This is a genomic window from Endozoicomonas sp., assembly GCF_051008435.1.
Classification (GTDB): domain Bacteria; phylum Pseudomonadota; class Gammaproteobacteria; order Pseudomonadales; family Endozoicomonadaceae; genus Endozoicomonas_A.
In genome coordinates, this window is record NZ_JBPCXO010000028.1 from 1 (window position 1) to 14,044 (window position 14,044).

At 47.6% G+C, this 14,044-nt stretch carries 17 protein-coding genes; 4 read left to right on the top strand and 13 right to left on the bottom strand.

The annotated features are described in order from the left end of the window. Positions 1-501: 501 nt before the first annotated feature. The gene (locus tag ACR2PX_RS01245) at positions 502-2,928 is read right to left on the bottom strand and encodes a DNA polymerase II (protein WP_433997545.1); all 2,427 of its coding nucleotides are present in this window, start codon (positions 2,926-2,928) and stop codon (positions 502-504) included. 291 nt (positions 2,929-3,219) lie between these two features. Between ACR2PX_RS01245 and hmgA the strand changes: the two genes are divergently transcribed. From hmgA to maiA, 3 genes are all read left to right on the top strand, one after another. Beyond that, positions 3,220-4,533, top strand: coding sequence for a homogentisate 1,2-dioxygenase (gene hmgA, locus ACR2PX_RS01250; protein WP_433997546.1), 1,314 nt, complete (start codon positions 3,220-3,222; stop codon positions 4,531-4,533). Positions 4,534-4,735: 202 nt separating this feature from the next. Further along, entirely contained in the window at positions 4,736-6,046 is a 1,311-nt protein-coding gene (gene fahA / locus ACR2PX_RS01255) for a fumarylacetoacetase (protein WP_433997547.1), read from the top strand. A gap of 4 nt (positions 6,047-6,050) precedes the next feature. Continuing rightward, positions 6,051-6,680, top strand: coding sequence for a maleylacetoacetate isomerase (maiA, locus tag ACR2PX_RS01260; RefSeq protein WP_433997548.1), 630 nt, complete (start codon positions 6,051-6,053; stop codon positions 6,678-6,680). 29 nt (positions 6,681-6,709) lie between these two features. Here the strand turns inward: maiA and ACR2PX_RS01265 are convergent, their stop codons facing one another. Both ACR2PX_RS01265 and ACR2PX_RS01270 read right to left on the bottom strand, forming a co-directional pair. Further along, positions 6,710-7,087, bottom strand: a complete 378-nt coding sequence (locus tag ACR2PX_RS01265; RefSeq protein ID WP_433997549.1) for a VOC family protein — start codon at positions 7,085-7,087, stop codon at positions 6,710-6,712. Positions 7,088-7,129: 42 nt separating this feature from the next. Next, positions 7,130-8,008: a hypothetical protein gene (locus ACR2PX_RS01270; protein WP_433997550.1), complete on the bottom strand. Its 879-nt coding sequence runs from the start codon at positions 8,006-8,008 to the stop codon at positions 7,130-7,132. A 186-nt stretch (positions 8,009-8,194) separates the two neighbouring features. On the opposite strand from ACR2PX_RS01270, the gene ACR2PX_RS01275 reads away from it, so the two are divergent. After that, entirely contained in the window at positions 8,195-8,863 is a 669-nt protein-coding gene (locus ACR2PX_RS01275) for a nitroreductase family protein (RefSeq protein WP_433997551.1), read from the top strand. Between the two features lie 52 nt (positions 8,864-8,915). Here ACR2PX_RS01275 and ACR2PX_RS01280 read toward each other — a convergent pair whose 3' ends face one another. The 10 genes from ACR2PX_RS01280 to ACR2PX_RS01325 are packed head-to-tail and all read right to left on the bottom strand — an operon-like array spanning position 8,916 to position 13,975. Then, positions 8,916-9,068 carry an ASCH domain-containing protein gene (locus ACR2PX_RS01280; protein WP_433997552.1) on the bottom strand — a complete coding sequence of 51 codons (153 nt, stop codon included), beginning with the start codon at positions 9,066-9,068 and terminating at the stop codon, positions 8,916-8,918. Next, on the bottom strand, positions 9,046-9,213 hold the full coding sequence (locus ACR2PX_RS01285; RefSeq protein WP_433997553.1) for an ASCH domain-containing protein: 168 nt from the start codon (positions 9,211-9,213) through the stop codon (positions 9,046-9,048). The genes ACR2PX_RS01280 and ACR2PX_RS01285 overlap by 23 nt, the downstream gene beginning before the upstream one ends. 12 nt (positions 9,214-9,225) lie before the next feature. After that, complete coding sequence (locus ACR2PX_RS01290; protein WP_433997554.1) at positions 9,226-9,381, bottom strand: hypothetical protein; 156 nt, start codon at positions 9,379-9,381, stop codon at positions 9,226-9,228. A gap of 35 nt (positions 9,382-9,416) precedes the next feature. After that, a complete protein-coding gene (locus tag ACR2PX_RS01295) occupies positions 9,417-10,316 on the bottom strand; it encodes a DapH/DapD/GlmU-related protein (protein WP_433997555.1) in 900 nt (299 codons plus the stop codon). Between the two features lie 14 nt (positions 10,317-10,330). Next, a complete protein-coding gene (locus ACR2PX_RS01300) occupies positions 10,331-10,600 on the bottom strand; it encodes a GNAT family N-acetyltransferase (RefSeq protein ID WP_433997587.1) in 270 nt (89 codons plus the stop codon). Between the two features lie 12 nt (positions 10,601-10,612). Continuing rightward, on the bottom strand, positions 10,613-10,810 hold the full coding sequence (locus ACR2PX_RS01305; protein ID WP_433997556.1) for a hypothetical protein: 198 nt from the start codon (positions 10,808-10,810) through the stop codon (positions 10,613-10,615). 38 nt (positions 10,811-10,848) lie between these two features. Then, positions 10,849-11,592 (bottom strand): nucleotidyltransferase domain-containing protein, encoded by a 744-nt coding sequence (locus tag ACR2PX_RS01310; protein ID WP_433997557.1) that lies wholly within the window; start codon positions 11,590-11,592, stop codon positions 10,849-10,851. A gap of 18 nt (positions 11,593-11,610) precedes the next feature. After that, entirely contained in the window at positions 11,611-12,519 is a 909-nt protein-coding gene (locus ACR2PX_RS01315; RefSeq protein WP_433997558.1) for a DUF4124 domain-containing protein, read from the bottom strand. Positions 12,520-12,557: 38 nt separating this feature from the next. Beyond that, positions 12,558-12,914: a hypothetical protein gene (locus ACR2PX_RS01320; RefSeq protein ID WP_433997559.1), complete on the bottom strand. Its 357-nt coding sequence runs from the start codon at positions 12,912-12,914 to the stop codon at positions 12,558-12,560. 59 nt (positions 12,915-12,973) lie between these two features. Continuing rightward, positions 12,974-13,975: an alpha/beta hydrolase gene (locus ACR2PX_RS01325; RefSeq protein WP_433997560.1), complete on the bottom strand. Its 1,002-nt coding sequence runs from the start codon at positions 13,973-13,975 to the stop codon at positions 12,974-12,976. Positions 13,976-14,044: the final 69 nt, after the last annotated feature.

Here is a 14,044-nt window from a genome sequence, read left to right on the forward strand (position 1 = left end):
GGTTTGAGACAGTTTTTATGATTATTTGAGGCGAATAGCGAGCTATTCAACGAAAAGAATCATAAAAAATGGCCAAATCCGGCTTTTTCGCAGTAGGTCAGTGGTAAGTCCGACAGGCTCCTAGACACAACAGTCACTGTTAGCACAATGGCTATACATGAATTCTTAAAAGGCTACCTTTCCAACTTTACCCCTGATGAAAACCATGCTGATCTGAAAAAAAACCGTCAGGCGCACCGTTGATAAATTCGTTGAAGGTCATCATGAATACTTGAGATTAAAGCTTCAGGACGCCTATATACAAGGGCTTTTTGATTGATATGGAAAATAGACCTCGGACTACCCAGAGCACACCTCTAATCAATAGTGTCAAAAACTGCGTTCTGCAATCAACAGCTAACGCTCCAGCTCCTGATATTCCCACAGGGCTCTGAATCAGGGGCTAAGTCTACTGATCAGAAAACAACGCCGCGCAAAACGCCCCTAAGCAAAGAGGCCTTGCTAGAACAATCCCATCTGCTCATCAATAAGCGTATTAAAGTCCAGATTTATAAAGGGCAAGACACCGTCCGCCACCGGCTTCAGTTGTTTGTCGATATAATGCTGATAATCGATAGGACTATTACGGTACTCCAATGGTTCCGGGCCATGGACGGTCATGACATACTGAATCCAGCCTTTCCTCTGATATTTCAGCGATTTCCCCAATGACTGGTTGATTTCATCCGCTCTTCTAGCGGCTCTGACCTGTGGGGGAATGTTTTTCACATAGTCTTTGAGATTTCGTCTCAGCCGTTTACGATAAACCAACTTCTCATCCCACTCACCGGCCAGCGTTTTCTGTACGGTTTCTTTGACCAGGGCTTCCGGTGACTGATCAGAAAATACCAGTGAAAACAGTTCTGTTTGAAAGTATTTAGCCAGTGCTGTCCAGTCGGAACGCACGGTTTCCAGCCCTTTGAATACCAGTTCCTGACCGGATTCTGTTGACTTAATGCCGGCATAGCGCTTTTTACTGCCAGTATCTGCTCCCCGGATCGTGGGCATTAAAAACCTTCTGTAACAGGTTTCAAATTCAAGTTCCAACATCGAATCCAACTGAAAATGCTCTTTCAGTCTGGCCGTCCAGCGATCATTGATCATCCGCTCCAGTTTTTTCCCGGTCGTTCTGGCCTGGTCATCGGAATAGCCTTCATTCAACAGCACGAATGTAGAATCGGTATCGCCATAGATCACCTGATAGCCCTGCTCTTCTATCCAGCGAGCGGTCTGCTGCATGATCTCATGCCCACGCATGGTGATAGAACTGGCCAGACGGGTATCATAAAAACGGCAACCACCAGAACCCAGAACCCCGTAAAAGGAGTTCATAATAATCTTCAGCGCCTGTGAGCGTGCTGCATCCTTTTGTTTTTTGGCTGCATCTCTCTGGGCCCAGAGCGAGGATATTATCTCGGGAAGAAAGTGCCTGTCTCTGGAAAACAGGGCTCCCCGAAAGCCAGGAATGCTCCCTTCCGGTTCTTTCAAACCTTCCACCAACCCCAGAGGATCTATCTTGAAGGTTCTTATAATGGAGGGATAAAGGCTTTTGAAATCCAGAACAATCACATTGCGATACAGGCCAGGAATGGAGTCCATCACATAGCCACCGGGACTGGCCAGGCCACCGTCTTCGGGTAAATTCGGAGCCACGTATCCGGCCCTGTGCAACCGGGGCAAGTAGAGATTGGTGAAAGCCTGAACGGAGCCCCCCATGCGATCAAGCTCCAGTCCGGTCAAATGACTGCGCAGTCTCAGATAATCAAGAATATTGGTGTGTTCAAAAATCTCTTCAACCAGTCGGCAGTCTTCCAGATTGTAACGAGCCAGTTTCTCTTTGTTATGACGAAAGTCGTGATTGATGATAGCCATCCGGTTATCCACGTCTTCTGTCGCTTTACCTTTGCCCAGAAGTGTCTGGGCCACAAACTCCAAACTAAAACTGTCAAAATGATAAGTAGCAGCCTTCAGGGCCTCTATTCCATCAATCACCATACGACCCGGTAAAGTGATAAAACCCTGACCACTTTCTCCTCTGCGATTTCGCCAACTGGCCGCCTGCTGACCCCTTCCCAGTCTTAATTTCATGCCATAACGTTCGGCTCGCCTGACCAGCAGGCGAAAGTCGAAATTAATGACATTCCAACCAATGATGATATCCGGGTCCAGAGTTTTCAGCGCCTCTTCAAAAGCTTCCAGCAGTGCTTTTTCATTGGCTACCCACTGTATCCATTCTACCGGTTCCTGATCTCCCACCATGATCACCTGACCATAGTGACCGCCTGAGAGACCGATTGAATAAAGCTCACCTCGCTCAGAGCATTCAATATCCAGAGAGATCACTTTAAAGTCAGGCTTGTACTCGGCTGGACGAATTCGGGCATTACGGTACTCTCGATAACCGGGTTTCTGAATCGGGTTACCCGTAAACTCCAGACCACCGTATACAAAGCGCTCCATCAAAAACCGGTCCGCCAGTCTGATATCGGCTTCCAAAAGCTCTAACCCTTTGGAGCGCAAAACGTCTTGCATCTGAAAGGACGGGCTAACTTCCTTGCTGTACAGGGCTGTTACCGGTTCATGATGAAAGTTCTTCAGAGCCAGTGGTCGAGATTCAAACGTCGGGAAAGTCTTTTTAAACTCCGTTTCGAGTGACTCGAATTGAGAGGATACGACAAAACAGACAGGACGCTCTCCCTCAATCACCAGCCTGACTGGGCCTGTTTCGGTGACCACCCATAAAATAATCTCGGCCTGCCCTTTTCGGTCATGGCTATGTGAGCTAAGGCTATGTGAGCTAAGGCTATGTCGGCTAAGAAGAAAGCCTTTCTGTACAGGCTCAGAATTTGGCAAATCAGTACTCAAACGTAGTTCAATCCAGCGAATCATCCCTCGTAGAGGGCTTATTCGTTAGATCTTAACATTGCTGGAGAACAGCCGGGAGAGTGAAAATCAGTAATCGGTATGGACAAAACTCTCAGGACTGGCTAAAAATGGAGAAACTTCAAGACCTGAACAACCTGCTTCCTCCCTTACCCGGGCAGAAGACTTGAATGTGGACCGTCCAGTGTGGAACCACTGAGGCTCTATGATAATCCGTCATAAACGAATGAAACATTGTTTCATCACCCATTGTGATGAAGGGATTTTCACGATAAGAAAAATGATAGGTTCAGTTTGATGACATTACCTGATGATCTTGAATACCAGACAGGCTTTGGTAACGAACATGAAACAGAGGCATTGCCCGATGCCCTGCCCAAGGGTTGCTTTAGCCCCCAAAAAGTGGCTTACGGGCTCTATGCCGAACAATTTTCATCGACTGCTTTTACGGCACCAAAGCACCAGAACCGGCGGACCTGGACCTACCGAATCCGCCCTTCTGCTGTACAGGGGGATTACCAGCCCTGGGATCAAAACCCCTTGCTGCAAACTGCGCCCCTGACAGATCTGCCGCCAACACCCAGCCAGCTTCGCTGGGACCCACTGCCAGCTCCGGAACAGCCAACGGACTTTATCAATGGTCTGACAACCATCGCTGCCAATGGTGACGCCCGCACACAGATCGGTACAGCCATACACCTTTATGCTGCCAACCAGAGCATGGAGAAACGTTTCTTTTACAATGCCGACGGTGAGCTGCTGATTGTCCCACAGGCGGGTACGCTTCTGATCTGTACCGAACTGGGCAGATTGCAGGCTGGACCAGGCGATATCGCTGTGATCCCCAGAGGCATTAAATTCAGGGTTGATCTGATCGATGATACCGCCAGCGGCTATATCTGTGAAAACTATGGCGCCCCGCTCACCTTACCCGAACGTGGCCCGGTGGGTGCCAATGGTTTTGCCAATGACCGGGACTTTCAATACCCCGTTGCCTGGTATGAAGACAAAGAAGGCGAGTTCGAACTGATCTGCAAATTCTCAGGTCACCTTTATGCCTGTGAACTCAACCATTCTCCTCTGGATGTAGTCGCCTGGGTCGGTACATCAGCACCTTATAAATACGAACTGTCCCGCTTTAATGTCATCAATACAGTAAGCTATGACCACCCTGACCCTTCAATTTTTACCGTTCTGACCTCTCAGTCAGATACCCCCGGGGTAGCCAACCTGGACTTTGTCATCTTCCCTCCTCGCTGGATGGTGGCTGAAAATACCTTCCGCCCCCCCTGGTATCATCGCAACATCATGAGTGAGTTCATGGGACTGATCCAGGGTGTTTATGACGCCAAGGAAAAAGGATTTGTGCCTGGCGGCAGCAGCCTTCACAACTGTATGTCACCTCATGGCCCAGAGGCAGAGGTCTTCAAAAAAGCCAGCGAAGCGGACCTGAAACCCGTACGCTATGAAAATACTCTGGCTTTCATGTTTGAATCCCGATACGTCTATGTGCCGTCAAAATTCGCCATGGAAAGCGACATACGACAAAAAGACTATATTAAATGCTGGTCTGGCCTGCAGAAACACTTTGATCCAAACCAGAAGCCTTAAGCTGAATAGATAATACAAATAGCCATGAGCCGGAAATGCCGCTCACTCCGAACCATGAAAATGACTACAGAGTCCGAAATAGCGGCATTTTCATGGTAAAAAGAATAAACCCGAGTGCCTGCATAGCCATTGTCGGCACTCTGTTTTCTCAATGTTTTCTCAATGTTTTCTCAATGTTTTCTCAATGCTTTCAGGATATACAATGATTTCACTGAACGAGACCCATGACGTCAACCTCACCAGCTGGGTCAGCTGCGCGAATAAGCCCGATACCGACTTTCCAATTCAGAACCTGCCTTTTGCTGTGTTTCGGGTAGCCAGCGAGCCTTTCCGGTGCGGTGTGGCTATTGGCAACCAGATTCTGGACCTGAAAGCCGTCGCAGCCATAAAACCTTTTGAGGGAAAAGCCGCTGATGCGCTGGCAGCCTGCGAACATGAAACCCTGAACCCCCTGATGGAATTGGGTTATGAATACTGGAGCGCCCTGCGACTGAGTCTTTCCAGAGCACTGAGAGCGGGTTCTGAGCTGGAAAGTCCATTGAAGCCCTGTCTGATCACCATGGATAAGGCAGAGTTTGCCCTGCCCTGCCAGATTCGTGATTACACCGACTTTTATTCCTCTATCTATCACGCCACGGCAGTGGGTTCGCTGTTCCGACCTGACAACCCTCTGCTGCCAAACTATAAATGGGTGCCGATTGGCTACCATGGCAGAGCGTCTTCCATTGATGTTTCAGGACAGACTTTTCACCGCCCTGTAGGTCAAACCAAAGCACCAGACGCTGAGCAGCCCTCTTATGGTCCCTGCAAACGACTCGACTATGAACTTGAAATGGGCGTTTTCATCGGTCAGGGCAATCGCCTGGGCAACAACATTCCCCTGGATAAAACCGATCAGCATGTATTCGGCATGTGTCTTCTGAATGACTGGTCCGCACGGGATGTTCAGGCCTGGGAATATCAACCTCTGGGACCATTTCTGGCCAAAAGTTTCGCCTCAACCATCTCACCGTGGATTGTCACACTTGAAGCACTGGCCCCATACCGAACCGGTTATCTGCGCCCAGAAGAAGATCCGCAACCTCTGCCTTATCTGAGTTCACAAGCGAACAACACGCTGGGTGCTCTGGATGTTCAACTGGAAGTTTTGTTGCAAACTCCCGCCATGAAAGGCTCTCAGCAAAGCATGGAAAAGCTCTCCCAGTCGAGCTTCAAGCACTCTTACTGGACCATAGGGCAGATGGTGGCTCATCACGCCAGCAACGGTTGTAACCTGCAATCAGGAGATCTGCTGGGCACTGGCACTCAATCAGGGCCGAAACCCGAGGAAGCGGGTTCACTGCTGGAGTTGACCAAAGGCGGTAAACAAGTACTGTCCCTGACGAATGGTGAACAGAGAACCTTCCTGCAGGATGGAGATACCGTGGTCATGAGAGGCTGGTGCGAAAAAGAGGGTGCCGCAAGAATAGGCTTTGGCGAAGTGTCGTCCACCATACTGCCTGCAAAGGATTAACCGAATGAAGCTTTATAGCTATTTCAGATCCTCAGCGGCTTATCGGGTCAGGATTGCCCTGAACCTTAAAAAGCTGGATCACGAGCTGATTCCGGTCAACCTGCTGAAGTCCGAGCAGACGGGAGATGAATACAAAAGCATTCATCCTCAGGGACTGGTTCCGACACTGGAAGTAGAAAACGACACACTGATTCAGTCCATGGCCATCCTGGAATGGCTGGAAGAAACCTGTCCGGAACCGGCTATCATTCCGGGTGATGCCTGGCAGAGAGCCCGAATTCGCAGCCTGGCTAATATCATCAGTTGTGATGTTCATCCTCTGAATAATCTGAGGATTCTGAAGTATCTCAAGTCAGAATTTGAGGTGAGTGACGATCAGAAGAGTGCCTGGTACCAGCACTGGATCAAAACTGGATTTGATGCCTTCGAGCAGCAACTCGGTGATGACAGCTTCTGTATAGGTGATACGCCGACTCTGGCCGACATCTGTCTGACACCCCAGGTCTACAATGCCTTGAGATTTAATGTACCGTTAACGGATTACCCAAAAATCCGGAAAATCCACCAGCACTGTAATGAACTCAAGGCATTTATTGATGCCAGCCCTGAGCAACAACCTGACAGTACCTTGTAAGTGCAAAGGATTGATTGAGCCAGAGAGGCTCAATCAATCTTGTAATCTCGAGTTAAAATTTCCAGAACATGTCCGTCCGGATCCCGGAAGTAGACACCTGACCCATTGTTCCTGTGATTGACCTGACCATCATCAAGATGACCGGGACCACTGCCATAATCCATACCTTCCTGCTTTACCCGTTCAAAAATAGCGGAAAACTGCTCATGGCTGACCTTAAAAGCATAATGGTTATGGCTAAATCCGGTGCTTTCATCAAAATCCAGTGTCAGGCTTGAATTGACCCTGACCAGTGCAAAATGTCCCCAGACTTTCAGAAACTGGAAACCAAAAATCCGCTCATAGAATCTGGCGGAAAACACCTTATCGGAACAGGGCACAATAGTGTGATTCAGAGTAATTTCCACGTTGTGACCCCACTACTTTTTTCCGAACAACATAGAACAGATTCAGGCCGGCACAGCATCTTCCTGGATTCTTGATCGCTCTTCCTGATACCAGGACACTAATGACTCATCCTGCCATTGTGAGGCAAGCTTGTCGGCCTGCTCCAGGGCTTGTTCAAATTCAGAAGACAGCCCCTTATTAAGGTAGGCTCGCCCCAGAACCAATTGCAAAAAAGCTTCATCGATCGGTTCGCTGCCATTGGCTTCAATAACAGCGAGGCCTTCCAGGGCAAACTCAACCACTTTCTGATCTTCACCCAACTCAAGGTGCACGAGTGATAACAGATAAAAAGCTCTTTCCCTGTTCACCCAGTTGCCACACTGAGACCAGAACATGAGTGAATGGTGTGCAGACGCTTTCATCAAAGCTTTAACCGATTCAGTGCGATCAGGTGTAGCCATCAGCTCATTGGCCAGGGTATTACAAATAATAGCCACCTGACGTAGAAAATCCGATTGACCACTATCGGCAGGGACGATAGCAAAAATGTCTTCATACAGATTGAGAGCTTGCTGGTATTTCCCTGAGAAAACCAACCCACGAACCATTAACAATTTGATTTCAAGGTAGGCCAGAAGAGAGTCTCCTGACTTCATATAGTTCAACTCATTCGATTGAGCAGAAAGCGCATTACCATTCATGAAGTGACAGACCGCCAGAACAGCATGGCGATAAGTCTGGTCATGGTGACTCATCGTTTCCACCAGCTCGGTCAGACTTTGCCATTGCCCCTGGTGTTCACCCATTGTATGAATGGCCAGCTTCAGAAAAGGGAGGGTATCATCAGAATCCAGATCAGTGGCCCAGCTTTTAAGCTCCTCCACCAGCCGCTCGGTTTCCGTATCATGATAGGTCCAGCCGTCCAGGATCTTCTGATTCATATTTTTTTATTCCCTTCTTCATGAATTCAAAAAATGTCAGCAGTGAGAGCCGCTGGCTCTTTGCTTGAAAGCATTATAATAGTGTCGTGAATGTTTATCTGCCAGTAAACCAGATACAGATTCTGACATTGTCAGGGAGAAAAAATCAGATAAGATGACCCAATAATAAAAGCAAAGGCTGTCACCATGAAAGAACCTGACTTCATCCCTCTCGAAGGCTTTATCGATTATTCCGAGCCGGAAATGTTGCAACGTTCGAGTACTTTTCTTGCCGATATCAAGCGCCGTCGAACGGTCCGCGACTTCAGCCCAGCCCCCATCTCTGACGAGGTGATCGAAAACTGTATGCTGGCCGCTGGCACTGCACCCAGTGGGGCCAATATGCAGCCCTGGCATTTTGTGGCGGTTAAAAGCCCGGACGTGAAGAAACTGATTCGGGAAGGAGCCGAAATTGAAGAGCGGGAATTTTATACCCGCAGGGCTTCCGAAGAATGGCTGGACGCCTTGTCTCATCTGGGTACGGATGAACATAAACCTTTTCTGGAAACTGCCCCCTGGCTGATTGTGGTTTTTGCCCAGAAACACACGGTGGATCCGGATGGCAGCAAACGAAAACATTATTATATGTCTGAGTCCGTGGGTATCGCCTGCGGGATGCTGATTACAGCCCTGCATAACGCCGGACTGGCGACCTTGACTCACACCCCCAGCCCTATGAAGTTTCTGAACGAAATTCTGGACCGTCCAGTCCATGAAAAACCCTACATGATTATTGTTGCTGGAAAACCGGCGGAAGGGGTTTGTGTACCCAATATCAGCAAAAAGAGTCTGGATGAAATCTCGACCATCATGTAATCAGTCTGAAGATAGAGGCCAAAGTGCCTCTATCATTTTAAGTGACAGGCAGTCACTCGCTGTAGACCAATCGAAAGTGTTCCAGAACCAGCTCACAGTCTTCTGAGAAAGGAATGCCCAACGCTTCACACTCTCTGGAAAAGAACTCCCTGTGCGCTTCCCGCCACCACTCTATGGAAAGGTCACCTTCCCTCTGTGGCAGCAAATGATTCAGTGACTTCAGAGAAACGGCACTCTGTAATTTCTGTAAACTCGACAATGGAAGAAGGATTACCGACCCAATCTGTGACTACCAGCAAATCACCCGACTCAGGCGCCTGCTCCATTCCCTGTTCATACCAGAGCTTCATGCCACAAGTCGCTTATTTCTTTCCCTGACGAACCAGCTCAGCACAAAGATTGGCATTGCTCTCATCAGCGCAAAAATAGTCTGCACTGAATGTTGTGTAGCGAGCTCTCTCCTGCTCTGACAAACTATCGAGATAACGATCAAGATAAGCTCTCTGGATCTCGTTCAAAGAAGACTCCTTACCTTCCCCTGAAGAACAGGCTATCAGTCATTGCTGTGCAGAGATTCATTAAGGCCACCCCAACGTGTTGAATCAGTCGTCAGAACCTCTACAACACCTGTCTGGCTATTCCGTCTAAACAGAAGATTGGGCTTTCCAGACAGCTCTCTGGCAGAAACCACCTGGCCATCAGGCAACTTCACTTTGGTGCCTGCTGTCACATAAAGCCCAGCTTCAACAATACTGTCATCACCCAGAGAAATACCAATCCCGGCATTAGCTCCAAGCAAGGCATTGCGCCCTATTTGATTGATCTGCTTCCCACCGCCAGACAAAGTGCCCATGATAGACGAGCCAGCACCGATATCAGAATGCTCACCCACCACTACTCCAGGTGTTACCCTGCCCTCCACCATGGAAGGCCCCAGCGTACCCGCGTTAAAGTTAACAAACCCCTCGTGCATGACAGTGGTACCAGAGGCAAGGTGTGCCCCCAGTCTTACCCTGTCAGCATCTGCGACTCGAACTCCTGTAGGCACAACATAGTCAGTCATTCGAGGAAACTTATCGATTGAGCTGACCTGAAGATGATGATGCTCCTGACTCACCAGTGACCGGAGACGATTCACCTGTTCAGGAAAGACCGGACCGGCTGACGTCCAGGCAATGTTTGGCAAAGCACCAAAAAGCCCTTCCAGGTTGATCTGATTTGGTTGAACAGTGCGTTCGGAAAGCAGATGCAACCGTAGATAAGCATCCTCAGCCGTAGTTGGACCCGAAGCAACAATATCCACTTCAAGCTCAAAGACTTCACCCCGAATAACACCATACTTTTCTGCCAGACAAGAACGCGACAGCTCTTGAGCATCAAGTGGAAACCAGGCATCCAGAGTATTACCGGACTCAACATCAATATACCGATGCCCTTTTCGTTTTATGATCATATTTACCCTACAGCCTAACGGGATAAGAAAGACTCCAAATCTAACTCAAGCAGCGGCTCGTCATCATAGTCCTTTCCGATGACCTTAAAGCCCAGAGCGTAATAAAAGGCTTGAGCTCTGTCCGCTTCAGGGTTATGAGCTACACGCAAATGGGTATATCCCTGCTCAAACACCTCATTAGCGATTAATAGAACTGTTTGTCTGCCAATCCCCTGAACCTGTTTTCCGGGCTTAATCAACAAATGCTGAATTTCAGCAATCGTTTCAGCCTGTTTCTCAAGCAGATAGGCGTCTTTTTAGGATTGCCCAAAACAAACAAAACCCACCGCTTCATCGCCATCCCGGATCAGAGCACTTTTCAGGTCGTCGTGGACATAAGCATGACCGATCCAGTGTGTGTTGTAATGCAACTGATAAAGCTCAGGTGGCTCTGCCTTGATCTTCACGGCCTCAATACTGTTGGCCCTGGTGATTTCTTCCAATCTGATTTTCATAATTATTAACCACTTTTTATTGTTGGAAACTGCAACCCTTACAAACTGGATCTCCAATCTTTCGGCGCAGTTAATTGATACCCTTCAAACAATTGCCCACCCTGAGCTTCAAGAACCTGCTCGGCCAAACCGATGACCCAACCGGATTCCCCTTTACGGAACAGTTTTTCAAAAGCGAGAGAAAACTGTCTGTAAAAGTCTGAATCAATGGCTTTAAGACGCCTGGGAATGGATTTACCTTTCGCCGACCAGGCTCCCTGAACCCTGAGATAAAAATCTGCCAGCTTTTGATACAGAACAGAACCTGTTGCGACCAGTTCATCGTAGTTTCGGGGAGCACGAATATCGTCCATAAGATCACTCAGAAAATACCGTGCTGTGCTGATTTCACTTTCTGTCAAAGGTGGTGGACCAAGGTCCAGATACGAGTGGGCTAGCTCTTTCACTGACTCAGAGAAGGCAGTTGGTTTGGGAGTTACAACCCCTTCTGCCACCATATTCATCAAAGAAGGAATGCCCGTTGGACGATCCACTTCATAAAAGAAATAGTTCAAAGTTTCCGGATCATGAATAAAAGCCTCTACAGGCATGGCATCATAAATAAAGGATTCACGACGCGCTTGCGCCAGTGATGAAAAAACCACCACCAGATCCAGATCAGAAAACTTTGTAGCTTCACCTCTCAAATAAGAACCCGCCAGGAAAACGACTTCAGCCTCAGGATAACGTTCCTGTTTTATGTTTAATGTCAGTTCCTGAATCTCATCAATACTTTTCAACACAGAAGATACACCTCAACGTCACAGTGCAATCTGGTTCGACTGTTTTCTGTTGACCCACAGACCCCACTTGCTTTCCAACATACCCATACCACCAAAATATTCATCATCAATCAGATAATACGCAATGGTTCGATCGCCACGCTTGTAGTTATGCATCAGCCTGCTGATAAAGTTGATGCCCGTTGGAGAAGAGAGCAACATACGTGTGAACTCTCCGGCTTGTATTTGTAAGGCATAGTCAGAGCTTTTATTTTTCTTCCGCCAATTGGGGCTGGTCAGTGATAGAAACTCTTTGAGTGCCAGCAGCTTTGCATCACGCTCAAACTGGAGTAAATGGTTAAAGTTTCCCGGATGAGCATCAATATAGAGAGCCTCCTTCTCAATACCCAGAGTTTCCATATTTTCAGCAACACCTTCGTTGAGCCATGACGGGACAAAAGGTGTCAGAGTATCCGTAATGGCATGACTCACTTCATGCTTGATGGTAAGAAATGTTCTTGCCCTGTTCTTCTGCTGGTAAACCAGAATCTCATTGGTTTTGGGAAGGTACCGGCCTAAGGTATGATGACTGGTACGCTTTGACTGAGCGGACAGGTCTTCATGCCTGAGGTTATAGTTTACGTAGTCTTCTTTAGTTCCGAACAATCTGATTGAAACTGGCACGGTTTTAAAAATATCAAAGTACAGTTTCTTATCAAAAAACTGATAGACAGTATTCACATCATGCTGAATAGATTCTTTTTCTTCTGCTGTGAGACCAAACCCAACATCGATGATTTCAATATCTATTTTTTGCCATTGAGACTCTGGCACATCCACTGTTATCTCTCTGGCTTCAGTGTTTTTTGCATGACTACTGAAATGAGTGACCCCTTTTTCATCCACCCAGCTGTATATTCTGGCGCTGGAAGAACAAGAGAGGATCATCAAGAATAAAAACCAACTGTATCGAATTGCCATAACCACTAACTCAACTTATGCCCCAATAAAGCAATGGGATACCAAACAGCCATGGAATAGAGCATTGACCCGGTTACCAACAGGAAAACCACGCTGGCCGTCGTATGAAAAACATAAACATGGGTTTGCGAAACCGGGTGTAGCTCAATCAGTCTGACGATACTTTTCAAAATCGCTTTATACTGTTGAACCCTGATCCAGAAGGTGTGGTAGAAATCTTTGAGCAGCAGGATCAGAAAGCCAATGGCCACTTCTGCCCCCAGAACATCGGCAATAAAAACAATCTCGATAAAAAACGGTGCGATCGAGAGTACCAGGCACCACAGCAAGACTTTCTTGTAGTTCTTCTTTATCCAATCCATGTTACTGGCAGAACTCCTTTAAGGATTCAGAACGCTATCAAAGGAAAATGACCTCCAGGTCATCCTTCTCCTTTTTTAGTATCCTTATTTTCTGTCACCAAAGCAGCAGGTTTATTAAGCCACTCCAGCAACTGGCTGCTTTCGTTATCACCAATCACCATCATACTGGGATGATTTCTGTCTTTGACCTCAATCACTTTAACCCGATTCGAGTCCATGTGGCTAAAGTGACTGTAAGGTGAAATCTCGTCCGAAGAAGAAGCAAAAACCAGTATGGGTACTTCTAGTGATTCAATTACGGGCTCCAGTCGGGTTTCGTCCAGGGTCACATTGGCTTTTTCCAAGGCCAGAATCGCGCCTTCCCTGACAGCCTCTTTAGGAAGCATCCAGGTTAAACTCGGATACTTAACAGAGAAAAACCGTATCGCAGCCTGGTCCAAAGGCAACATAGGCGCCTGAATAATCACGCCTTTAACATCACTTCTAAGCGACGCTGTATACACGGCTGCAGCAGCACCCATGGAATTCCCGAGCAGATACAACGGCTTGTCCTGTTTATAGACAGAACTGATCAACTCATTAATGACCTTACTGTCACCCACTCCATACTGTTTACCGCCTGTGGACTCACCATGTCCGGCCAGATCCGGTACCAGTACATTAAACCCCAGAAACCGGAAGTAAAGAGCAGACGTCAGCATGTATTCCTTGGAAACCCGGTAACCATGCAGCAACACCACCAGACCTGAATACTTTCTATCAAGCGTGTTCTTTTCAAGATTCAATTCAACGGTACTGGTCCTGTTACCCGATTCCAGCTCAACTTTATATCGAAGTTTATTGCCATCAAAAGGCTCGCCATATAAATAGCTGATACAGAGTTCACTCTGATGCTCGGAACAGAAACGTTTTTTCTCAATCTCCGGAAGATCCAGTTCAGTACCGGATGCCAGATCACTGTATGGAATACTGCCCGCTTCTCCAATGTAAGTAGCTACAAGAGTAGAACAGCCGGCAAGCAATGTGCAGATAAGAATCAGAGCAAGTTTATAAATATTCATCCATGAATCAATCAAGTTGTCAGTTAACTATGAACGGACAATATTCAGGCCAAGCTTTTAAAACTTCCT

Coding starts and splice junctions, on each gene's coding strand:
- ACR2PX_RS01295 (WP_433997555.1), bottom strand. CDS start 10,316: ATGATCATAAAACGAAAAGGGCATCGGTATATTGATGTTGAGTCCGGT.
- fahA (WP_433997547.1), top strand. CDS start 4,736: ATGATTTCACTGAACGAGACCCATGACGTCAACCTCACCAGCTGGGTC.
- ACR2PX_RS01275 (WP_433997551.1), top strand. CDS start 8,195: ATGAAAGAACCTGACTTCATCCCTCTCGAAGGCTTTATCGATTATTCC.
- ACR2PX_RS01285 (WP_433997553.1), bottom strand. CDS start 9,213: ATGAAGCTCTGGTATGAACAGGGAATGGAGCAGGCGCCTGAGTCGGGT.
- ACR2PX_RS01315 (WP_433997558.1), bottom strand. CDS start 12,519: ATGATCCTCTCTTGTTCTTCCAGCGCCAGAATATACAGCTGGGTGGAT.
- ACR2PX_RS01245 (WP_433997545.1), bottom strand. CDS start 2,928: ATGATTCGCTGGATTGAACTACGTTTGAGTACTGATTTGCCAAATTCT.
- hmgA (WP_433997546.1), top strand. CDS start 3,220: ATGACATTACCTGATGATCTTGAATACCAGACAGGCTTTGGTAACGAA.
- ACR2PX_RS01305 (WP_433997556.1), bottom strand. CDS start 10,810: ATGAAAATCAGATTGGAAGAAATCACCAGGGCCAACAGTATTGAGGCC.
- maiA (WP_433997548.1), top strand. CDS start 6,051: ATGAAGCTTTATAGCTATTTCAGATCCTCAGCGGCTTATCGGGTCAGG.
- ACR2PX_RS01320 (WP_433997559.1), bottom strand. CDS start 12,914: ATGGATTGGATAAAGAAGAACTACAAGAAAGTCTTGCTGTGGTGCCTG.
- ACR2PX_RS01325 (WP_433997560.1), bottom strand. CDS start 13,975: ATGAATATTTATAAACTTGCTCTGATTCTTATCTGCACATTGCTTGCC.
- ACR2PX_RS01270 (WP_433997550.1), bottom strand. CDS start 8,008: ATGAATCAGAAGATCCTGGACGGCTGGACCTATCATGATACGGAAACC.